Consider the following 14,861-nt stretch of genomic DNA (forward strand, 5'->3'; position numbering starts at 1 on the left):
ATGCGACGAATGGCTTTGCACCGGCGCGGGAAAGCAAACTCCGCCGCGCCAAGACATGCTGTGCTCTTTGCGCGGCCGTTCATCAATAGTCGCTCAAGCGAAAATTCTCAGCTGCACTTTCGGCCTGCCAGTCGCCGTCGGCCTCCTTGACGATCGCCTGGGCGCAGATCGTGCGCTTCGCCTCCGTGTCGAAGGTGAGGGCGGGCGAGCCGTGCAATTGCCAGCCGGCGTTGAGGGCGGCGGAGACGCGCTTGCAGAAGGCGGCGTCGTCGGGGCCGGTGAGAAGACGGTAGAGCTTCATGCTGGATCTCTGTCGGCGATTGCACGCGCTCTGGCAAGCAGGCTTTCCGCGACATGTAAATGCAGCCTTTCGACCATGCGCCCTTCGAGGCCGATGGCGCCCTTGCCGGCATGTTCCGGGCGGGCGAAGGCTGCGACGATCGTCTCGGCTTCGGCGATCTCTTCGGCGCTCGGGGCAAAGATGCGGTTCGCCGTGTCGATCTGGCGGGGATGGATGAGGCTCTTGCCGTCGAAGCCGAGGGCGCGCGCCTGTTCGCATTCCGCTTCAAGGCGGGCGTCGTCGCCGAAATCGTTCAGGACGCCGTCGATGGCGACGAGCCCATAGGCGCGGGCGGCGGCGATGACGCTCATCATCCAGGGCAGGAAGGCGCCGCGGTCCTCTGCGGGGCGCACACCCGTCTCCTTGGCGAGATCGTTGAGGCCGAGGACGACGCCTTTGAGCGGCAGTTTTTCGGACGAGGCGGCGATGTCGGGGAGGTTGAGGAGCGCCTTCGGCGTCTCGATCATCGCCCAGAGCGAGATGCGGTCGAGCGCATCGGCCTGATCGAGGGCGTCGCCGACACGCTCCAGGTCGGCCGCGCTTTCGACTTTCGGGATGAGGAGACCGTCAGGGCGCGCGGCAAGCGCGGCGAGAAGATCCTCCGTCGCCCATTCGCTCGCAAGACCGTTGATGCGCACGATGACGGGCGCGGAAAAAGGCTCGGCGAGCGCCTCGCGCAGGGCCTCGCGGGCGTCTTCCTTGCTGTCGGGGGCAACGGCGTCTTCGAGATCGACGATGATGGCGTCGGCGGCAAGGCCGCGTGCCTTGGCGAGCGCCCGGGGCTTGTCGGCCGGAACGTAGATGAGCGAGCGGAAGACAGGCGGCATGGGTCGTCTCCGAGAATTTTGTCCGGTTGGATGAAGGGCAGCAGTCCGGCCGGCGGGTGCGGCCCGCGATCAGTCCCGAGGCGCGCGCGCGATGGCGGGCCTCAGCGGGTCGGCACCGGCTCGTCGCTGCGGTAATCGTAGAAGCCGCGGCCCGCCTTGCGGCCGAGCCAGCCGGCCTCGACATATTTCACCAGAAGCGGGCAGGGGCGGTACTTGGAATCGGCGAGGCCCTCGTAGAGCATCTGCATGATCGACAGGCAGGTATCGAGACCGATGAAATCGGCAAGCTGCAAGGGGCCCATCGGATGGTGCGCGCCGAGCCGCATCGCCGTGTCGATCGCCTCCACATTGCCGACGCCTTCATAGAGCGTGTAGATCGCCTCGTTGATCATCGGCATCAGGATGCGGTTGACCATGAAGGCGGGAAAATCTTCCGCCACCGCGATCTTCTTGCCGAGCGAGGTGACGAAGCGCTTCGCCTCTTCGAAGGTGGAATCTTCCGTCGCGATGCCGCGCACGAGCTCTGCGAGCTCCATCACGGGCACCGGATTCATGAAATGCATGCCGATGAAGCGTTCGGCGCGGTCGGTGGCGGCAGCGAGCCGGGTGATCGAAATCGACGAGGTGTTGGTGGCGATCATCGCCTCGGGATCGAGGATCGGACAGACCTCGGCGAAGACCTTGCGCTTCACCGCCTCGTCTTCCGTCGCCGCCTCGATGAGAAGATCGGCCGGGGCCAATCCTTCGACGCCCTTGGCGGGGCGCACGCGGGCGAGCGCCGCCTGACGCTCTTCTTCGCTGATGCGGCCGGAGGCGCGTTGGCGGGCGAGCGTGCCTTCCAGGGTGGCAAGCCCCCCCTGCAGCCGATCCGGCGAAATGTCGTGCAGAATCACATCGTAACCGGCCAAAGCGCAGACATGGGCAATGCCTGCGCCCATCTGGCCTGCACCGACTATGGCGACCGTTTTGATCTCATCCGCCATGGATCATCTCTGTTGCTGGCGCTTGCGCTGAATATTGAACAAGCTTCGGGAAAGGGGAAGTGTGCGTCGCAACATTTTCCGCGTTGAAACGGGCCCTTCTCGACGCAGGGGAAGGGCCCGTCACTGAAGGTTACGGAGCCACGATCTAGATCACGCGCCGGCCTTGTCGAGTTCGGCGGTGAGTTCCGGCAGGGCCGTGAACAGATCTGCGACGAGACCGTAATCGGCGACCTGGAAGATCGGCGCCTCCTCGTCCTTGTTGATCGCCACGATGACTTTGGAATCCTTCATGCCGGCAAGGTGCTGGATGGCACCCGAGATGCCGCAGGCGATGTAGAGATCCGGAGCCACGATCTTGCCGGTCTGGCCGACCTGCCAGTCGTTGGGGGCGTAGCCCGCATCGACCGCGGCCCGGCTTGCGCCGACTGCCGCGCCGAGCTTGTCGGCGAAGGGGAGCATGACCTCGTCGAACTTTTCCTTGGAGCCGAGAGCCCGTCCGCCGGAGACGATGATCTTGGCGGCGGCGAGTTCCGGGCGTTCGCTTTCCTGGATTTTCGCGCTGACATAGCGCGATTTCCCAGGATCGGCCGGGGCCGACACCGTCTCGATCGGCGCTTCGCCGCCCGCTTCGGCCGCCTGGAAGGCGGAGGTGCGCACCGTGACGACTTTCCTGGCGTCTTTCGCCTTCACCGTCTGGATGGCGTTGCCGGCATAGATCGGGCGCTTGAAGGTGTCGGGCGCCACGACCTCGATGATGTCGGAAACCTGCATCACGTCGAGAAGGGCGGCGACGCGCGGCATGACGTTCTTGCCGCTGGTGGTGGCCGGCGCGAGGACGGCGTCGTAATCGCCGGCAAGGCCCTTGATCAGATCCGCCATCGGCTCGGCGAGATGATGGGCGAGCGTCTCGTCTTCGGCGAGAAGCACCTTGGCGACGCCCGCAAGCTTCGCCGCCTCTTCGGCCGCCGGGCGCGCATCCTTGCCGGCCACGAGAATGTGAACGTCGCCGCCCATCTCCCTGGCGGCGGTGAGTGCTTTGGCGGTCGCCTCGTTGAGGCTCTGATTGTCGTGTTCTGCGACGAGTAGAATGGTCATTTCGCGATCCCTCAGAGTACGCCCGCTTCGTTCTTGAGCTTTTCGACGAGTTCGGCTGGGGAACCCACCATGACACCGGCCTGGCGCTTCGCCGGCTCGCGTGTCTCGACGACTTCGAGACGCGGAGAGAGGTCGACGCCGTAATCGTCGGCCGTCTTCGTCTCGATCGGCTTCTTCTTCGCCTTCATGATGTTGGGAAGCGAGGCGTAGCGCGGCTGGTTGAGGCGCAGATCGGCCGTCACCACCGCCGGCAGAGTGATCGAGAGGGTCTCAAGACCGCCGTCGATCTCGCGGGTGACTTCCGCTTCCTCGCCCTTGATCTGAAGCTCTTTCAGGAAGGTGCCCTGCGACCAGCCGAGAAGGGCCGAAAGCATCTGGCCCGTCTGATTGCAATCGTCGTCGATCGCCTGCTTGCCCATGATGACGAGGCCGGGCGCCTCGGCCTCGACGATGGCCTTCAGGATCTTGGCGACGGCGAGCGGCTCCACCGTGCCTTCAGCCTGGACGAGGATGCCGCGATCGGCCCCCATGGCGAGCGCCGTGCGGATCGTCTCCTGCGCCTGCGAGGGACCGACGGAGACGATGACGATCTCCTCCGCGCTGCCCGCCTCCTTGAGGCGAATGGCTTCTTCGACCGCGATCTCGTCGAAGGGGTTCATCGACATCTTCACATTGGCGAGGTCGACACCGGAGCCATCGGCCTTGACGCGCGCCTTCACGTTGTAATCGAGCACCCGCTTAACCGGGACGAGAACTTTCATCAGGCAACCTCCGTTGTTTGCCCCCGGTTAGCGTCGCTCACCGACGGTGGCAAGAGAGCGCACCCCAAAGTTTCCGTTAACGTCAGCGGCCTTTCGTGCGTCAAAGCCGCGTGAGGCGCCTCGTCGCAGGCAGTGGGCTGCACCATATCGGCGTGAGGACGCTCGTGAGGTTTCGTCATGAAAGCCATTTTTGCTGTCGCCGCAGCTTTCGCCATGTTCACCCTCGCAACCGCCGCCGGGGCGCAGGAGAAGGCGGGCCAAGCAAAAGGGGGCCAAGACACCGCCATCTTCGCCGGCGGCTGTTTCTGGTGCGTGGAGGCCGATTTCGACAAGGTGCCGGGGGTGAAGGAGACGATTTCCGGCTTCACCGGCGGGACATTGCGCAATCCGACCTATCGCCAGGTCTCGGCCGGGGGCACGGGGCATAAAGAGGCGGTGGAGATCACCTACGATCCGAATGTCGTCAGCTATGAAAAGCTTCTCGACGTCTTCTGGCATTCCGTCGACCCGACGGATGCGGGCGGACAGTTCTGCGACCGCGGCGACAGCTACACGACGGCGATTTTCGCGCTCGACGACAAGCAGCTTGCCGCGGCCAAGGCCTCCAAGGCGGTGACCGAAAAAGAGCTCGGCCAGAAAATCGTCACGGAGATCGAGAAGGCCGGAGAGTTCTGGCCGGCCGAGGCCTATCACCAGAACTATTACAAGAGCGACGAGCGCATCCTGTCGCGCTTCGGCTACGTCACCAAGGCCTATGCCTATAAGGGCTACCGCGAAGGCTGCGGCCGCGACCAGCGGCTGAAGCAATTGTGGGGCGCCGACTATCACCGCGGCATTCCACAGAGTTGATGGAGAGCTGAGCGGCGCAGACCGGTTCTCAAAGCCGGGTTCAGGGCGTTCGGGGCCCGAGAAGGATGACGGCCGTGCCGAGAAGGCAGATCGCGGCGCCCGTCACGTCCCAGCGGTCCGGCCTCAGCCCTTCGACGCTCCACAGCCACAGGAGCGAGGCCGCGATATAGACGCCGCCATAGGCGGCAAAAGCGCGCCCGGCCGCATTCGTCTCAACGAAGGTCAGCGCCGAGGCGAAGACGAGCAAAGCGACGAGACCCGGAGCGAGCCACCAGACCGATCGGTCGAGCCGGAGCCAGGCCCAGAATGCGAAGCAGCCGGCGATCTCGGCAATCGCCGCGACGGCATAGGCGAGAGCGGTTTGCAAGCAGGGCTCCATTGCGAATGGCTGTCGCTGTGCCATAGCCGATCGCGGCGGACAGGCCCAACACGCGGATAAGAGGGGCGTGATCGACGGCGCCGGTGTCAACCTGCCAACGCCCTATTTGCACGGCCGTCCGATCCGGTTTGGCCAGCGATGCGCGCTCCGCCCCAGCGATGCTCGCTCCGCCAATGACAAGCCGAAAGCGCCCGTATTCGCAGGATCTCCTCTCCCTTTTCAGCCGGCTTGTGCTGTATTTTGAGGGCGGGGAATGGGAGCCATGAACGTCCAGCGGCAGCGCCCCGACCGATTGCCCGAAGTCATCGAGTGCCGCCGGCGCGCCGTCGAAGAGGCGTCGGCCGCAAACTCTCGTCAGGGGCTGTCGCCGAGTCCGGACCATGCCGAAGCGATCGGAGGTTTTGTCGAGGGCGAGATCACCATGGACGAGCTGCACGCCATCGGTGTGCGGTCCACGTCGGTCGGCCGGACATGAAAAAGCCCCGTCGAAACGGGGCTTTTTGCTGACACTGTGACCAGCTTGTCATCGCCTGTCACAGCGGCCCTTGCGGGACTTAAATCCCGGATTTCTCCGGGGCCACCCAAGAAATGGGCTTCTTCGATCATTTTGTCAAATCTCACATGCCAAGTGATCGACGAATGCACTCGCGAATTTCTTCCATCTTTTCGGCAGGCAATACCCGAATATCGTAAACTCGCTCGCCTTCGTTGTTTTTACCGCGGTCGAGCAGCTTCAGGCGGTGAAAAGCAACGCACATGATCATGTCTGCCTTCACCCACATGGTTGGTTGGGCATAGGGAAACGGCAGCGGTGGATCCAGTTCCAGAGTACAATTGTATGGCTGCAGGGTTTTGGGCCTTGTCGTGCTCAGAGGCACGATCGTGCACAATTGCTCTCTGCCAGGAAGAGGTGGAGACACCACAATTGCGGGCCGTCGCTTCCGCATCTCGGGGACACGGAAGCCTTCGTTGAGATCGACGCGGAGAATAGTTCCGATTTGTGGATGACGCAGGATGCCCATGAAGAACATCATTTGTCATAATTCTGGGATGAAGAAAGCAGGCTTTATGGCCGCAATATAATTCTCGGAAAGTCTGTCTCTTATTGTTCGACTTGAGCATTGTGTCTCGATGCCGATGGCCGGCGCCGTGGTTCTGCTCAGCGCGGCAGGTCGCGGTCGAAGAGGGGGACGCCGCGGCGGCGGAGCGGCACGACGAGCGCGGCGCCGAGCGCGAAGCCGCCGATATGCGCCCACCAGCCGATATTGCTCGATTCCGGCGTCGACATGGCAAGATTGGCGATCTGAAAGACGAGCCAGGCGCCGAGCACGATGAATGCGGGAAGGCGCAGCGGAATGCGGCCGAAGGCCAGGACCCAGAGTTTGACCTTCGGATGCAGGATCAGATAGCCGCCGACGATGGCCGCGACCGCGCCCGAGGCGCCGATGAGGGGCGCTTCGGAGGCGGGATTGGCGAGCGTGTAGATGTAGCCCGACCCCGCCGCGCCGAGGAGATAGAAGGCGAGATAGCGCAGATGGCCGAGCGCATCCTCGATGTTGTCGCCGAAGATCCACAAGAACAGCATGTTGCCGCCGAGGTGGATGAGGTTGCCGTGCAGGAAGGCATAGGTGATGAAGCTCAGCTCTTCCGGGATCAGCACGAAGCTCGGCGGCAATTCGGCGATGTCGTTGACGACGGAGGGGATGAGGCCGAGCGAGAGGGCGGCCATCTCCACGCGCGCGCTATCCAGGCCGCCGGTCAGGACAAAGCATGCCGCCGTGATCGCGATGATCGACCAGTTGACATAGGGCCGGCGGATATAGCCGAGCGGATTGGCGTCGTGGAGCGGCAGGAACATCGCTCAACCGGGGTTCGAGCCGCCGGGCCGCCGCATCAGCGGTTCTGGCCCGGCACCCACAGGACGTCGGTTTCGCCTTTGCTGTTCACCCAGCGGGCGGCGACGAAGAGGAAATCGGAGAGCCGGTTCAGATACTGGATTGCCGGGGCGCCGACCTTTTCCGGCTCGCGGTCCGCCAGGGCGACGACGAGGCGTTCGGCGCGGCGCGCAACGGTGCGGGCAAGGTGCAGATGCGCGGCCGCCCAGGTGCCGCCCGGCAGGATGAAGGAGCGCAGCGGCGACAGCTCCTTGTTGAGGCGGTCGATGTCGCGTTCCAGGCGCTCCACCTGGGAGGGGACGATGCGCAGGCGCTCGTAGTCCCGGGGCTTGCCGTCATCGGGGGTGGCGAGATCGGCACCGAGATCGAAGAGGTCGTTCTGGATGCGGGCGAGCATCTGGTCGATCTCTTCCGTCGGTGCGCCGGCCGTCAGGTTGAGGCCGGCCCGCACGACGCCGAGAAGCGCATTGGTTTCGTCGACGGTGCCGTAGGCTTCGACGCGCGGATCGTATTTCGAACGGCGCTCGCCCGTGCCGAGCGCGGTGGTCCCGTCATCGCCCTGGCGCGTGTAGATCTTGTTCAGGACAACCATCGGCCTCGTCTCCGTTTTTTGGCGGAGCCGAAACTAAGGCAATTCGCACAAGATTGAAGCACGTCACGCGGGAGAGTGTCGCAGCGTTTCGCCGAGCGAAACCGCGGCGCCGCCCGTGGACCTTTCTGCGGTCGTCACGGGCGGCGGGGAGCTGATGAGGCCGAAGACGCCGAAGACGCGGGGCTGAAGGCCGCGACTTGGATCGCGACCTAGAACTTGTAGCCGACCATCACGCCGGCATGGGTGAGGCCGTCATTGTCGTCGCACAGGCCGGCATTCGAGGAATGGTCGATGCGGGCCATGACGCGCAGATGCTGCGTGACGTTGACGCCGATGCCGGCGCTTTCCCGAAACAGCGCCGAGCAGCCGAGGCGGGCGCCGGTTTCCACGTGATCGGTGTTGCCGTCGTGGATGGTGCCGCCGAAGGTGCCTTCCAGGAAAATCCGGTTGGTCAGATTGTAGTCCCAGGTGAGGCCGGCATAGATCTGATTGGTGCCGCCCGAGGTGGTGACGGTGCCGCCGATATGCGGGCGCGGGCGCAGGAGGAAATCGACGAAGCGGTTGTCGAAGGGCGTCATCGGATTGCCGAAGAGCACTTCGCCGTTGAGGAAGACGCCTTCTTCCTCGTCGGTGAGGCGATGGCGATCATCGAGGAAGCCCGTCGCGCCGATGCGCACTTCGTCAAAGAAATGATAGGTGCTGACCGGCTCGGCCGCATAATAGACGGGGTCGGCGGGCTCGGCCGGCAGATCCGCCGCCAGCGCCGCAGACGTCCCGAAAAGCGCAACCAAACCTGCGCCAAAGCTCAATAACCGCATCACAGCCCCGTGAAATTGTTCCTTCGGCTTTAGCTTTGCCGGCCGGGCGCGGCAACGGTGTTTGCCGGAAAGGTGGCCAAAGGCGGCCAAAGCTTCAGCGATTGTTGCCGCAAAGGCACGCTTGCCCAGCGGATTTCTCAGTGGGGTCTGGGCAGATTTCAGCGGGTGCTGAGCCAGAGGCCCGCCATCAGGACGATGACGGCGAGAAGCTGCAGACCGACGCGCCAGCGCATCAGGCTTTGCGAACGATTGGGGCTGCCGCCGCGCAGCATGTTCCACAATCCGAGTACAAGCACGACGACGACGGCAAGGACGGCGACCGGACCAAGATATTCCATGGTTTTCCTGCCTTGGCTGAGGACCAGAAAACCGCATTAAGCCAGCCACAGACGAGACGCAAATCTGAGAGGCGGCGGAAGCGGGCTGTCGTTTTTCCTAATTGGTGGCGCGCGTCGCGGCTTTGTGCAGCAACCGGCGCGGCAGAAGCCTCCGGCCGAAGGCGGCGATCCTGGTCTGGCGGGTGACGGGATAATGGGTCGCCGGACTGGGCGCCTCGCAGGCCTCGATCAGAACCTCGAGGACGGCTTCGGGCCCGAGCTGCCCAAAGGTGTTGCCGCCCTTTTCCATGGAGGCGAGGCGGCGGCGGTAATAGGCGGCGTGGACGGAGGCGTCGATGTCGACGTTGCGATGAAAGGCGGCGATGGCGTTTTCCGTCATGCGGCTTGCGATCGGGCCGGGCTCGATCGCCACGACCTCGATGCCGGTGTCGGCAAGCTCGATGCGCAAGGTGTCGGTGTAGCCTTCGAGCGCGAATTTCGAGGAATTGTAGGCGCCGCGGAAGCCGAGCGCGACGAGGCCGAGAACGGAGGAATTCATGACGATGCGGCCGGCATTCTGGCGGCGCATCACCGGGATCACCCTTCGCGTGAGCTCGTGCCAGCCGAAGAAATTGGCATCGAACTGGGCGCGCAGGACGGCAGAGGAGATGTCTTCAAGGGCGCCCGGCTGCGAATAGGCGCCGTTGTTGAAGAGGGCGTCGAGGCGGCCCTCCGTGGCGGCGAGCACGGAGTTCAGGGCGGCGTCGATCGAGGCCTCGTCGGCATAGTCGAGATAGAGAGCTTCGAGACCGTAGCCGGCGCCGGCTTCGCGCAGGGCCGCGAGATCCGTCTCCTTGCGCGCCGTGGCAAAGACGCGCCAGCCGCGCTTTGCCATGCCGAGGGCGCAATGGCGGCCGATGCCGGACGAGCAGCCGGTGATCAAGATGCTGCGGGCCATGGGCGCCTTTCTTCTGGTTCCCCCGTCCGGGGAGCGTGAAATCGAGCTTTTCTTCAGCCCTTGTCCCCGCTTCCTCCTAGGCAATCAAGTGGCGGCGGCTTAAGGCGGAAGGAGATCCGAATTTCGCCGTCATAGCCGCCCACAGCCGTCCATCGCGGCCGAAGCTGCTGCAACCGCCGCAAACGCCGCCAACGCCGCAAACGCCGCAAACGCCGATGTCCGACACCACCAGCATCGTCCTCACCATCTTCGGCCTCATCGGGATCGGCTATCTCGCGGCGCGCTTCAAGCTCCTGAAAATGGAGACCGGCGGGGCGCTCGCCGATTTCGTCTTCACCATCGCCATTCCGCTCCTCCTCTTTCGCACGCTGGCGCATGCGGATTTCCACGGCCTGTCGCCGTGGCGGATCTGGATTGCGTATTTTTCAGGCGTGCTCGTCACCTGGACGGTGGCGCATGTGCTGGTGCGGCGGCTGTTCAAACGCGACACGCGCTCGGGCGTCGTCGCGGGCGTGTCGGCGGCCTTCGCCAATACGGTTCTGATCGGCATTCCGCTGGCGCGCGCCACCTATGGCGATCCCGGCACGGTGGTCGTCCTCATTCTCGTCTCGGTGCATCTGCCGGTGATGATGGCGGCAAGCCTCGCCCTCAACTCCTGGGCGCGGCGGCGCGACGGGCTCGTGGCGGAGGTGGAGAGCAGCCGCGCCATGTGGGGGGCGTTTGCGCTCGAACTCATCCGCCATCCGCTCATCATCGGCATCATCCTGGGCGGTATCTGGCACGTCTTGCATCTGCCGATCCCGGGGCTCGCCGAAAAACTGATCGACAGCCTCGCCGACGTGGCAGGACCGGTGGCGCTTTTCGCCTGCGGGATGGGTCTCGCCCGTTACGGCATCGCCCGCAACATCCCGGCAGGCGCGCTCATCGCCGGCATCAAACTCTTCTTCATGCCGCTCGTCGTTTTGCCGGTGGCGCTTCTCGTCGGGCTCGGCCCGGTGCCGACGGCCGCTCTGGTGCTGGTGGCGGCCTGTCCGACCGGCGTCAACGCTTTCCTCATCGCCACCCGCTTCGGCACGGGCGAGGCGCTCGCCTCCAACACGACCTTGATCTCGACGGCCTTCGGCGTCGGCGGCGTCGCCTTCTGGCTGATGGTGTTGCGCGCTTTTACCTGAACTTCGGCTACGGGAATCTCAGGCGACGGAGGCGGCCGCCCGCGGCGCAAAGCCCAGGCTGCGGCGTATCTCCTCGGGCGTGGCACCCGCCTCGCGCAGATCGCCCAGAGCGGTCGAGCCGGCGGATTTCGCGAGCTTGCGGCCCTCCTTGTCGAGGATCAGCCGGTGATGGTGGTAGAGGGGCGCGGGCAGGCCGAGCAGCACCTGCAGGAGGCGGTGGACCGAGGTCGCCGCTTCGAGATCGGCGCCGCGCACGACATGGGTGACGCCCTGATAGGCGTCGTCGAGGGTGACGGCGAGATGATAGCTCGCGGGCACGTCCTTGCGCGCCAGAATGACGTCGCCCCAGCCGCTCGGATGGGCGCTCACCCGTGTGGTTTCGCCGGTCTCCAGGTCGAGTTCCTGCCAGGCAAGAGGCTCAAGGCCCGCGAGCGCCCGGCGCATGTCGAGGCGCAGCGCATAGGGGGCGCCGGTCGCGATCCTTTCGGCGCGCATCTGCCGCGACCAGTCGCGTTCGAGGCCGGGATAATGCGGGGCGCCGTCGGGATCGCGCGGCCAGACATGGCCGGTCTTTTCCTTGTCAGAGATGGCGCCACGGATCTCCGAGCGGCTCAAGAACGCCGGGTAGAGAAGGCCGAGACGATCCAAGGCGGCCAGCGCGCCGGCATAGGCCGGAAAGCGATGGCTCTGGCACAGAACCGGCTGTTCGAAGGCGATGCCGAGCCAGGCGAGATCATCGAAAATCGCGTCGGTGAATTCCGGTCGGGCGCGGGTGTAGTCGATGTCCTCCATGCGCAGGAGGAGACGTCCGCCCACGGCCTTGGCGGCATGCTCGTTGAGAAGCGCGCTATAGGCATGGCCGAGATGCAGATAGCCGTTCGGGCTCGGCGCGAACCGGAAGACGGGTTTTTCAGGCGCGCGGTTCAATCGAGGGAGGCGTCCTCGTGCGCCGTTCGCGATAGAGAATGAAAAGGCCGCTCAAGATGATAATCGCACCTCCCAGAACCGTCGAACGCGGCGGAACATCGCCGAATATGACGAAGCCGAGGGCGGTGATCCAGAGAATCTCGCTGTAGACGAAAGGCGCAAGCAGGGTGGCGGGCGCGAGTTCGTGCGCCTTGATCAACAGCCAGTGGCCGAGGCCGCCGAAAAAGCCGGTGGCGATGAGGAGACCCCAGAGAAAGGTGCTGGGAACGGTCTCCCATTGGGCGATGCCGAGCGGCGCGATGGCGAAGCTTGCGAGGATCGCCGGCATGACGATCATGCTCTGCGCGGTTTCGCGCCCGGCCATCTGGCGCGTCAGGATGACGTAGAGCGCGTTCGAGGTCGCAGCCCCGACCGAGAGAAGCATCGCCGGCTCGAAGGCCCCCGGCACCGGCTGGATGATGATGAGCGCGCCGATGAAACCGACGACGACCGCCGCCCAACGCTGCGGCCCCGCCCATTCGCCGAGCATCGGCCCGGCAAGGGCCGTGACGATGAAGGGGCCGATGAAGAAGATGCTGACGGTCTGGGCGAGCTGAAGATGGCGCACGGCCAGGAAGTTGAACAAGGTCGAGCCGACGAGGCAGCAGGCGCGTGCCACCTGGAGCTTCTTGTTGCGCGGCAGACAGAGCGCCATGTCGCGCCACGGCCGGAAAATGACGAGCGTCAGGACAAAATGCGTGAGAAAGCGCACCCAGACGATCTGCATCGCCGGCAGCCATTGGCCGAGATATTTCGCCGTCGTGTCGAGACAGGCGAAGCAGAGAAAGGCGAGCATGATGAGAAGAAGCGCACGCAGGCGCGCCGCGGCGGCGCCAGCGCCTGCGTCTTCGGAGAGAGAGACCATTTCGCATGCAAAGGGCCTTCCAGGCCGGAAAGCAAGCTCTCATCGTTCTCTCACCTCTCGCCCTCATCTCTCGTTCTCATGGGCGGCGGCACGGCTCCCTTGCGCAAAAGGCGTTGCAGAGCGGGCGTATTTGCTTTTCACATGGATGTGAGACGCGTTGGAGAGGCTTCCCATGTTGCGCCTTTGGCAGGATCTGACGAGCCCCGAACTCGCCCGATGCGATCCTGCGCGCACCGTGGCGATCCTGCCGATCGCGGCCACCGAGCAGCACGGGCCGCATCTGCCTCTCGGCACCGATTGCCACATCGCCGAAGGGCTTGCGGGGGAGCTCGCGAAAACGCTCGATCCCGATGTCGAAGCGCTGCTTCTTCCGACGGTCAGCGTGGGTGCCTCGCTCGAACACATGTCCTTTGCCGGCACGCTGTCGCTTTCGGCGGCGCAGATGACGCAGACGATCGTCGCCATGGGTGAAGGGGTGGCGGCGTCGGGCCTCAAGAAACTCATTCTGATCAGCTCGCATGGCGGCAACACGCCCTCGGCCGGGGCGGCCGTGCTCGAACTTCGGGCGCGCCACGGGCTTCTGGCGGTGACGACGAGCTGGCGGCGCTTCGGTCTGCCGGCGGAGCTTGCCGACGATTCGGAGCGCGCCGTCGGCATTCACGGCGGTTTCGTGGAGACCGCGCTGATGCTGCATTTCAAGCCCGATCTCGTCCGGCATCTTTCTCTGGAGAATTTTCCCTCGCGGCAAAGCGGGCTTACCGAGCGCTTTCGCCATCTTCGCGCCTATGGCGATGTCGGCTATGGCTGGCTTGCCGAGGATCTGAATGCCGAAGGCGTCGTCGGCAATGCCGCCGCGGCGAGCGCCGAAGCGGGGGCGGCGATCGCGCGGCACCAGGCGCGGGGCATGGCGGAACTCGTGCGTGAGGTGGCGGTTGCCGACATGCGCGAGTGTCTTGCCGAACAATGAGGCGCGACAGGGCTTTACGGCGGCCCGCAGCTTTGATTGAACCAGCGCCGGGCGCGCCGGAACCCGGCATCGGCACCGCGCCCTGAGGCGCTTTGTGAAAGGCGACGAGGAGGACATTTGAAGGACGCATCGATCGCCATCATCGGGGCTGGTCTCGCCGGTCTCGCCGCCGCCAGGCGCCTGCGTGCGGCGGGGCTCGACCCCATCCTTTTCGAAGCGGCCGGAAAATCCGGAGGGCGGCTCTCCTCGGAAGAGGTCGCCGGCGTGCCGGTCGATGCGGGCGCGGTCTATGTCACGGCCCGCGAAGAGCCCTTCAAATCCTTCATGCAAGAGGCGGTCTTCGCCGGCAAGGCGACCGGCTGGGCGCCCTCGGGGCGCGAGAGCGACGAGCCCTGGCTCATCGGCCTTCCGAGCATGGACGGCCTCACCGATTTCGCCGGAAAGGGGCTCGATATCCGCACGCATACGGCCGTCGAACGGATCGGCCGGGCGAGCGAGGGCTATCTCCTGCAAAGCAATTCCGCGCCGATCGGGCCGTTCGATGCGGTGATCGTGGCGCTTCCCGCGTCTGCCGCCGAACCGCTGCTGCATGCCCATGGCAAGCCCTTCGACCGCCTGTCGGAGGTGGTGATGCGGCCGGCGATCGCCGGGCTCTTCGTCTTCGACGGCGCCGTGCCGATCATGGCCGACTGGATTTCAAGGCGCGGCGATTTGAGCGTCGCCATCCGCAACAGCTCGAAGGCCGGCCGCGGCGATACGGAGAGTTTCGTCGTGCACGCATCGGCGGGGTTTTCCGAAGCGCATTTCGGCGCGCGCGAAGACGAGCTGGCGGAGCGGCTCCTCGACCTTCTCGCCGCCGAGGCGGACGGGCCGCTGCCGCCCTTGATGGCCCGCAAGATCCGGCGCTGGCGCCAGGCGCTCGTCGCCGAACCGGCGGGCGAACCCTGCCTCGTTGGGGCGAAAGGGCGGCTCGTCGCCTGCGGCGACTGGTGCATCGCCGCGCGTTCGGAGGCGGCGTTCATTTCCGGCACCGCGGCGGCCGACGCGGTGCTCGCCTCGGTCGCGGATTAGGGCTTC

The 14,861-nt window shown here is 65.1% G+C and carries 19 protein-coding genes; 5 read left to right on the plus strand and 14 right to left on the minus strand.

The genetic code is table 11. From position 1 onward, the window contains the following. Nucleotides 1-82: 82 nt before the first annotated feature. From L0F51_RS16110 to L0F51_RS16130, 5 genes are all read right to left on the minus strand, one after another. Complete coding sequence (locus L0F51_RS16110) at nucleotides 83-301, minus strand: DUF1737 domain-containing protein (RefSeq protein ID WP_234630171.1); 219 nt, start codon at nucleotides 299-301, stop codon at nucleotides 83-85. Further along, entirely contained in the window at nucleotides 298-1,167 is an 870-nt protein-coding gene (locus tag L0F51_RS16115) for a CoA ester lyase (protein ID WP_234630172.1), read from the minus strand. The genes L0F51_RS16110 and L0F51_RS16115 overlap by 4 nt, the downstream gene beginning before the upstream one ends. A 101-nt stretch (nucleotides 1,168-1,268) precedes the next feature. Continuing rightward, entirely contained in the window at nucleotides 1,269-2,150 is an 882-nt protein-coding gene (locus L0F51_RS16120; RefSeq protein ID WP_234630173.1) for a 3-hydroxybutyryl-CoA dehydrogenase, read from the minus strand. 150 nt (nucleotides 2,151-2,300) lie between these two features. Then, nucleotides 2,301-3,245: an electron transfer flavoprotein subunit alpha/FixB family protein gene (locus L0F51_RS16125; RefSeq protein WP_234630174.1), complete on the minus strand. Its 945-nt coding sequence runs from the start codon at nucleotides 3,243-3,245 to the stop codon at nucleotides 2,301-2,303. An 11-nt stretch (nucleotides 3,246-3,256) separates the two neighbouring features. Beyond that, complete coding sequence (locus L0F51_RS16130; protein WP_234630175.1) at nucleotides 3,257-4,006, minus strand: electron transfer flavoprotein subunit beta/FixA family protein; 750 nt, start codon at nucleotides 4,004-4,006, stop codon at nucleotides 3,257-3,259. A 177-nt stretch (nucleotides 4,007-4,183) separates the two neighbouring features. Between L0F51_RS16130 and msrA the strand changes: the two genes are divergently transcribed. Then, nucleotides 4,184-4,855 carry a peptide-methionine (S)-S-oxide reductase MsrA gene (gene msrA, locus L0F51_RS16135; protein WP_234630176.1) on the plus strand — a complete coding sequence of 224 codons (672 nt, stop codon included), beginning with the start codon at nucleotides 4,184-4,186 and terminating at the stop codon, nucleotides 4,853-4,855. A 40-nt stretch (nucleotides 4,856-4,895) separates the two neighbouring features. Here the strand turns inward: msrA and L0F51_RS16140 are convergent, their stop codons facing one another. Next, nucleotides 4,896-5,222 carry a YnfA family protein gene (locus tag L0F51_RS16140; protein ID WP_234630177.1) on the minus strand — a complete coding sequence of 109 codons (327 nt, stop codon included), beginning with the start codon at nucleotides 5,220-5,222 and terminating at the stop codon, nucleotides 4,896-4,898. Between the two features lie 274 nt (nucleotides 5,223-5,496). On the opposite strand from L0F51_RS16140, the gene L0F51_RS16145 reads away from it, so the two are divergent. Next, nucleotides 5,497-5,709, plus strand: coding sequence for a hypothetical protein (locus tag L0F51_RS16145; protein ID WP_234630178.1), 213 nt, complete (start codon nucleotides 5,497-5,499; stop codon nucleotides 5,707-5,709). 142 nt (nucleotides 5,710-5,851) lie between these two features. On the opposite strand, the gene L0F51_RS16150 is transcribed toward L0F51_RS16145, so the two are convergent. The 6 genes from L0F51_RS16150 to L0F51_RS16175 form a co-directional block, all read right to left on the minus strand. After that, nucleotides 5,852-6,268 (minus strand): type II toxin-antitoxin system PemK/MazF family toxin, encoded by a 417-nt coding sequence (locus L0F51_RS16150; protein ID WP_234630179.1) that lies wholly within the window; start codon nucleotides 6,266-6,268, stop codon nucleotides 5,852-5,854. Between the two features lie 125 nt (nucleotides 6,269-6,393). After that, complete coding sequence (locus L0F51_RS16155) at nucleotides 6,394-7,092, minus strand: rhomboid family intramembrane serine protease (protein ID WP_234630180.1); 699 nt, start codon at nucleotides 7,090-7,092, stop codon at nucleotides 6,394-6,396. Between the two features lie 35 nt (nucleotides 7,093-7,127). Next, on the minus strand, nucleotides 7,128-7,721 hold the full coding sequence (locus L0F51_RS16160; RefSeq protein ID WP_234630181.1) for a cob(I)yrinic acid a,c-diamide adenosyltransferase: 594 nt from the start codon (nucleotides 7,719-7,721) through the stop codon (nucleotides 7,128-7,130). A 209-nt stretch (nucleotides 7,722-7,930) separates the two neighbouring features. Further along, nucleotides 7,931-8,539, minus strand: a complete 609-nt coding sequence (locus tag L0F51_RS16165) for an acyloxyacyl hydrolase (RefSeq protein WP_234630182.1) — start codon at nucleotides 8,537-8,539, stop codon at nucleotides 7,931-7,933. A gap of 158 nt (nucleotides 8,540-8,697) precedes the next feature. Further along, complete coding sequence (locus L0F51_RS16170) at nucleotides 8,698-8,877, minus strand: twin transmembrane helix small protein (protein ID WP_128290599.1); 180 nt, start codon at nucleotides 8,875-8,877, stop codon at nucleotides 8,698-8,700. Between the two features lie 97 nt (nucleotides 8,878-8,974). Continuing rightward, complete coding sequence (locus L0F51_RS16175; protein WP_234630183.1) at nucleotides 8,975-9,814, minus strand: SDR family NAD(P)-dependent oxidoreductase; 840 nt, start codon at nucleotides 9,812-9,814, stop codon at nucleotides 8,975-8,977. 215 nt (nucleotides 9,815-10,029) lie between these two features. On the opposite strand from L0F51_RS16175, the gene L0F51_RS16180 reads away from it, so the two are divergent. Next, entirely contained in the window at nucleotides 10,030-10,986 is a 957-nt protein-coding gene (locus L0F51_RS16180; protein WP_234630184.1) for an AEC family transporter, read from the plus strand. A gap of 18 nt (nucleotides 10,987-11,004) precedes the next feature. Here L0F51_RS16180 and gluQRS read toward each other — a convergent pair whose 3' ends face one another. Further along, complete coding sequence (gluQRS, locus tag L0F51_RS16185; RefSeq protein ID WP_234630185.1) at nucleotides 11,005-11,913, minus strand: tRNA glutamyl-Q(34) synthetase GluQRS; 909 nt, start codon at nucleotides 11,911-11,913, stop codon at nucleotides 11,005-11,007. Then, nucleotides 11,897-12,817 carry a DMT family transporter gene (locus L0F51_RS16190; RefSeq protein ID WP_234630186.1) on the minus strand — a complete coding sequence of 307 codons (921 nt, stop codon included), beginning with the start codon at nucleotides 12,815-12,817 and terminating at the stop codon, nucleotides 11,897-11,899. Before L0F51_RS16190 ends, gluQRS begins: the two co-directional genes overlap by 17 nt. Before the next feature lie 172 nt (nucleotides 12,818-12,989). On the opposite strand from L0F51_RS16190, the gene L0F51_RS16195 reads away from it, so the two are divergent. Together L0F51_RS16195 and L0F51_RS16200 are read left to right on the plus strand one after the other, a co-directional pair. After that, on the plus strand, nucleotides 12,990-13,784 hold the full coding sequence (locus L0F51_RS16195; protein WP_234630187.1) for a creatininase family protein: 795 nt from the start codon (nucleotides 12,990-12,992) through the stop codon (nucleotides 13,782-13,784). Between the two features lie 117 nt (nucleotides 13,785-13,901). Further along, complete coding sequence (locus L0F51_RS16200) at nucleotides 13,902-14,855, plus strand: NAD(P)/FAD-dependent oxidoreductase (protein WP_234630188.1); 954 nt, start codon at nucleotides 13,902-13,904, stop codon at nucleotides 14,853-14,855. Nucleotides 14,856-14,861 lie beyond the last annotated feature (6 nt).

This window comes from Afifella sp. H1R (genome assembly GCF_021462425.1).
Classification (GTDB): Bacteria; Pseudomonadota; Alphaproteobacteria; order Rhizobiales; family Afifellaceae; genus Afifella; species Afifella aestuarii.

What these genes read in the sequence shown, in the direction of transcription:
- L0F51_RS16110 (WP_234630171.1), bottom strand. Translation starts at nt 301, where the DNA reads ATGAAGCTCTACCGTCTTCTCACCGGCCCCGACGACGCCGCCTTCTGC.
- L0F51_RS16115 (WP_234630172.1), bottom strand. Translation starts at nt 1,167, where the DNA reads ATGCCGCCTGTCTTCCGCTCGCTCATCTACGTTCCGGCCGACAAGCCC.
- L0F51_RS16120 (WP_234630173.1), bottom strand. Translation starts at nt 2,150, where the DNA reads ATGGCGGATGAGATCAAAACGGTCGCCATAGTCGGTGCAGGCCAGATG.
- L0F51_RS16125 (WP_234630174.1), bottom strand. Translation starts at nt 3,245, where the DNA reads ATGACCATTCTACTCGTCGCAGAACACGACAATCAGAGCCTCAACGAG.
- L0F51_RS16130 (WP_234630175.1), bottom strand. Translation starts at nt 4,006, where the DNA reads ATGAAAGTTCTCGTCCCGGTTAAGCGGGTGCTCGATTACAACGTGAAG.
- msrA (WP_234630176.1), top strand. Translation starts at nt 4,184, where the DNA reads ATGAAAGCCATTTTTGCTGTCGCCGCAGCTTTCGCCATGTTCACCCTC.
- L0F51_RS16145 (WP_234630178.1), top strand. Translation starts at nt 5,497, where the DNA reads ATGAACGTCCAGCGGCAGCGCCCCGACCGATTGCCCGAAGTCATCGAG.
- L0F51_RS16150 (WP_234630179.1), bottom strand. Translation starts at nt 6,268, where the DNA reads ATGATGTTCTTCATGGGCATCCTGCGTCATCCACAAATCGGAACTATT.
- L0F51_RS16155 (WP_234630180.1), bottom strand. Translation starts at nt 7,092, where the DNA reads ATGTTCCTGCCGCTCCACGACGCCAATCCGCTCGGCTATATCCGCCGG.
- L0F51_RS16160 (WP_234630181.1), bottom strand. Translation starts at nt 7,721, where the DNA reads ATGGTTGTCCTGAACAAGATCTACACGCGCCAGGGCGATGACGGGACC.
- L0F51_RS16165 (WP_234630182.1), bottom strand. Translation starts at nt 8,539, where the DNA reads ATGCGGTTATTGAGCTTTGGCGCAGGTTTGGTTGCGCTTTTCGGGACG.
- L0F51_RS16170 (WP_128290599.1), bottom strand. Translation starts at nt 8,877, where the DNA reads ATGGAATATCTTGGTCCGGTCGCCGTCCTTGCCGTCGTCGTCGTGCTT.
- L0F51_RS16175 (WP_234630183.1), bottom strand. Translation starts at nt 9,814, where the DNA reads ATGGCCCGCAGCATCTTGATCACCGGCTGCTCGTCCGGCATCGGCCGC.
- L0F51_RS16180 (WP_234630184.1), top strand. Translation starts at nt 10,030, where the DNA reads ATGTCCGACACCACCAGCATCGTCCTCACCATCTTCGGCCTCATCGGG.
- L0F51_RS16190 (WP_234630186.1), bottom strand. Translation starts at nt 12,817, where the DNA reads ATGGTCTCTCTCTCCGAAGACGCAGGCGCTGGCGCCGCCGCGGCGCGC.
- L0F51_RS16195 (WP_234630187.1), top strand. Translation starts at nt 12,990, where the DNA reads ATGTTGCGCCTTTGGCAGGATCTGACGAGCCCCGAACTCGCCCGATGC.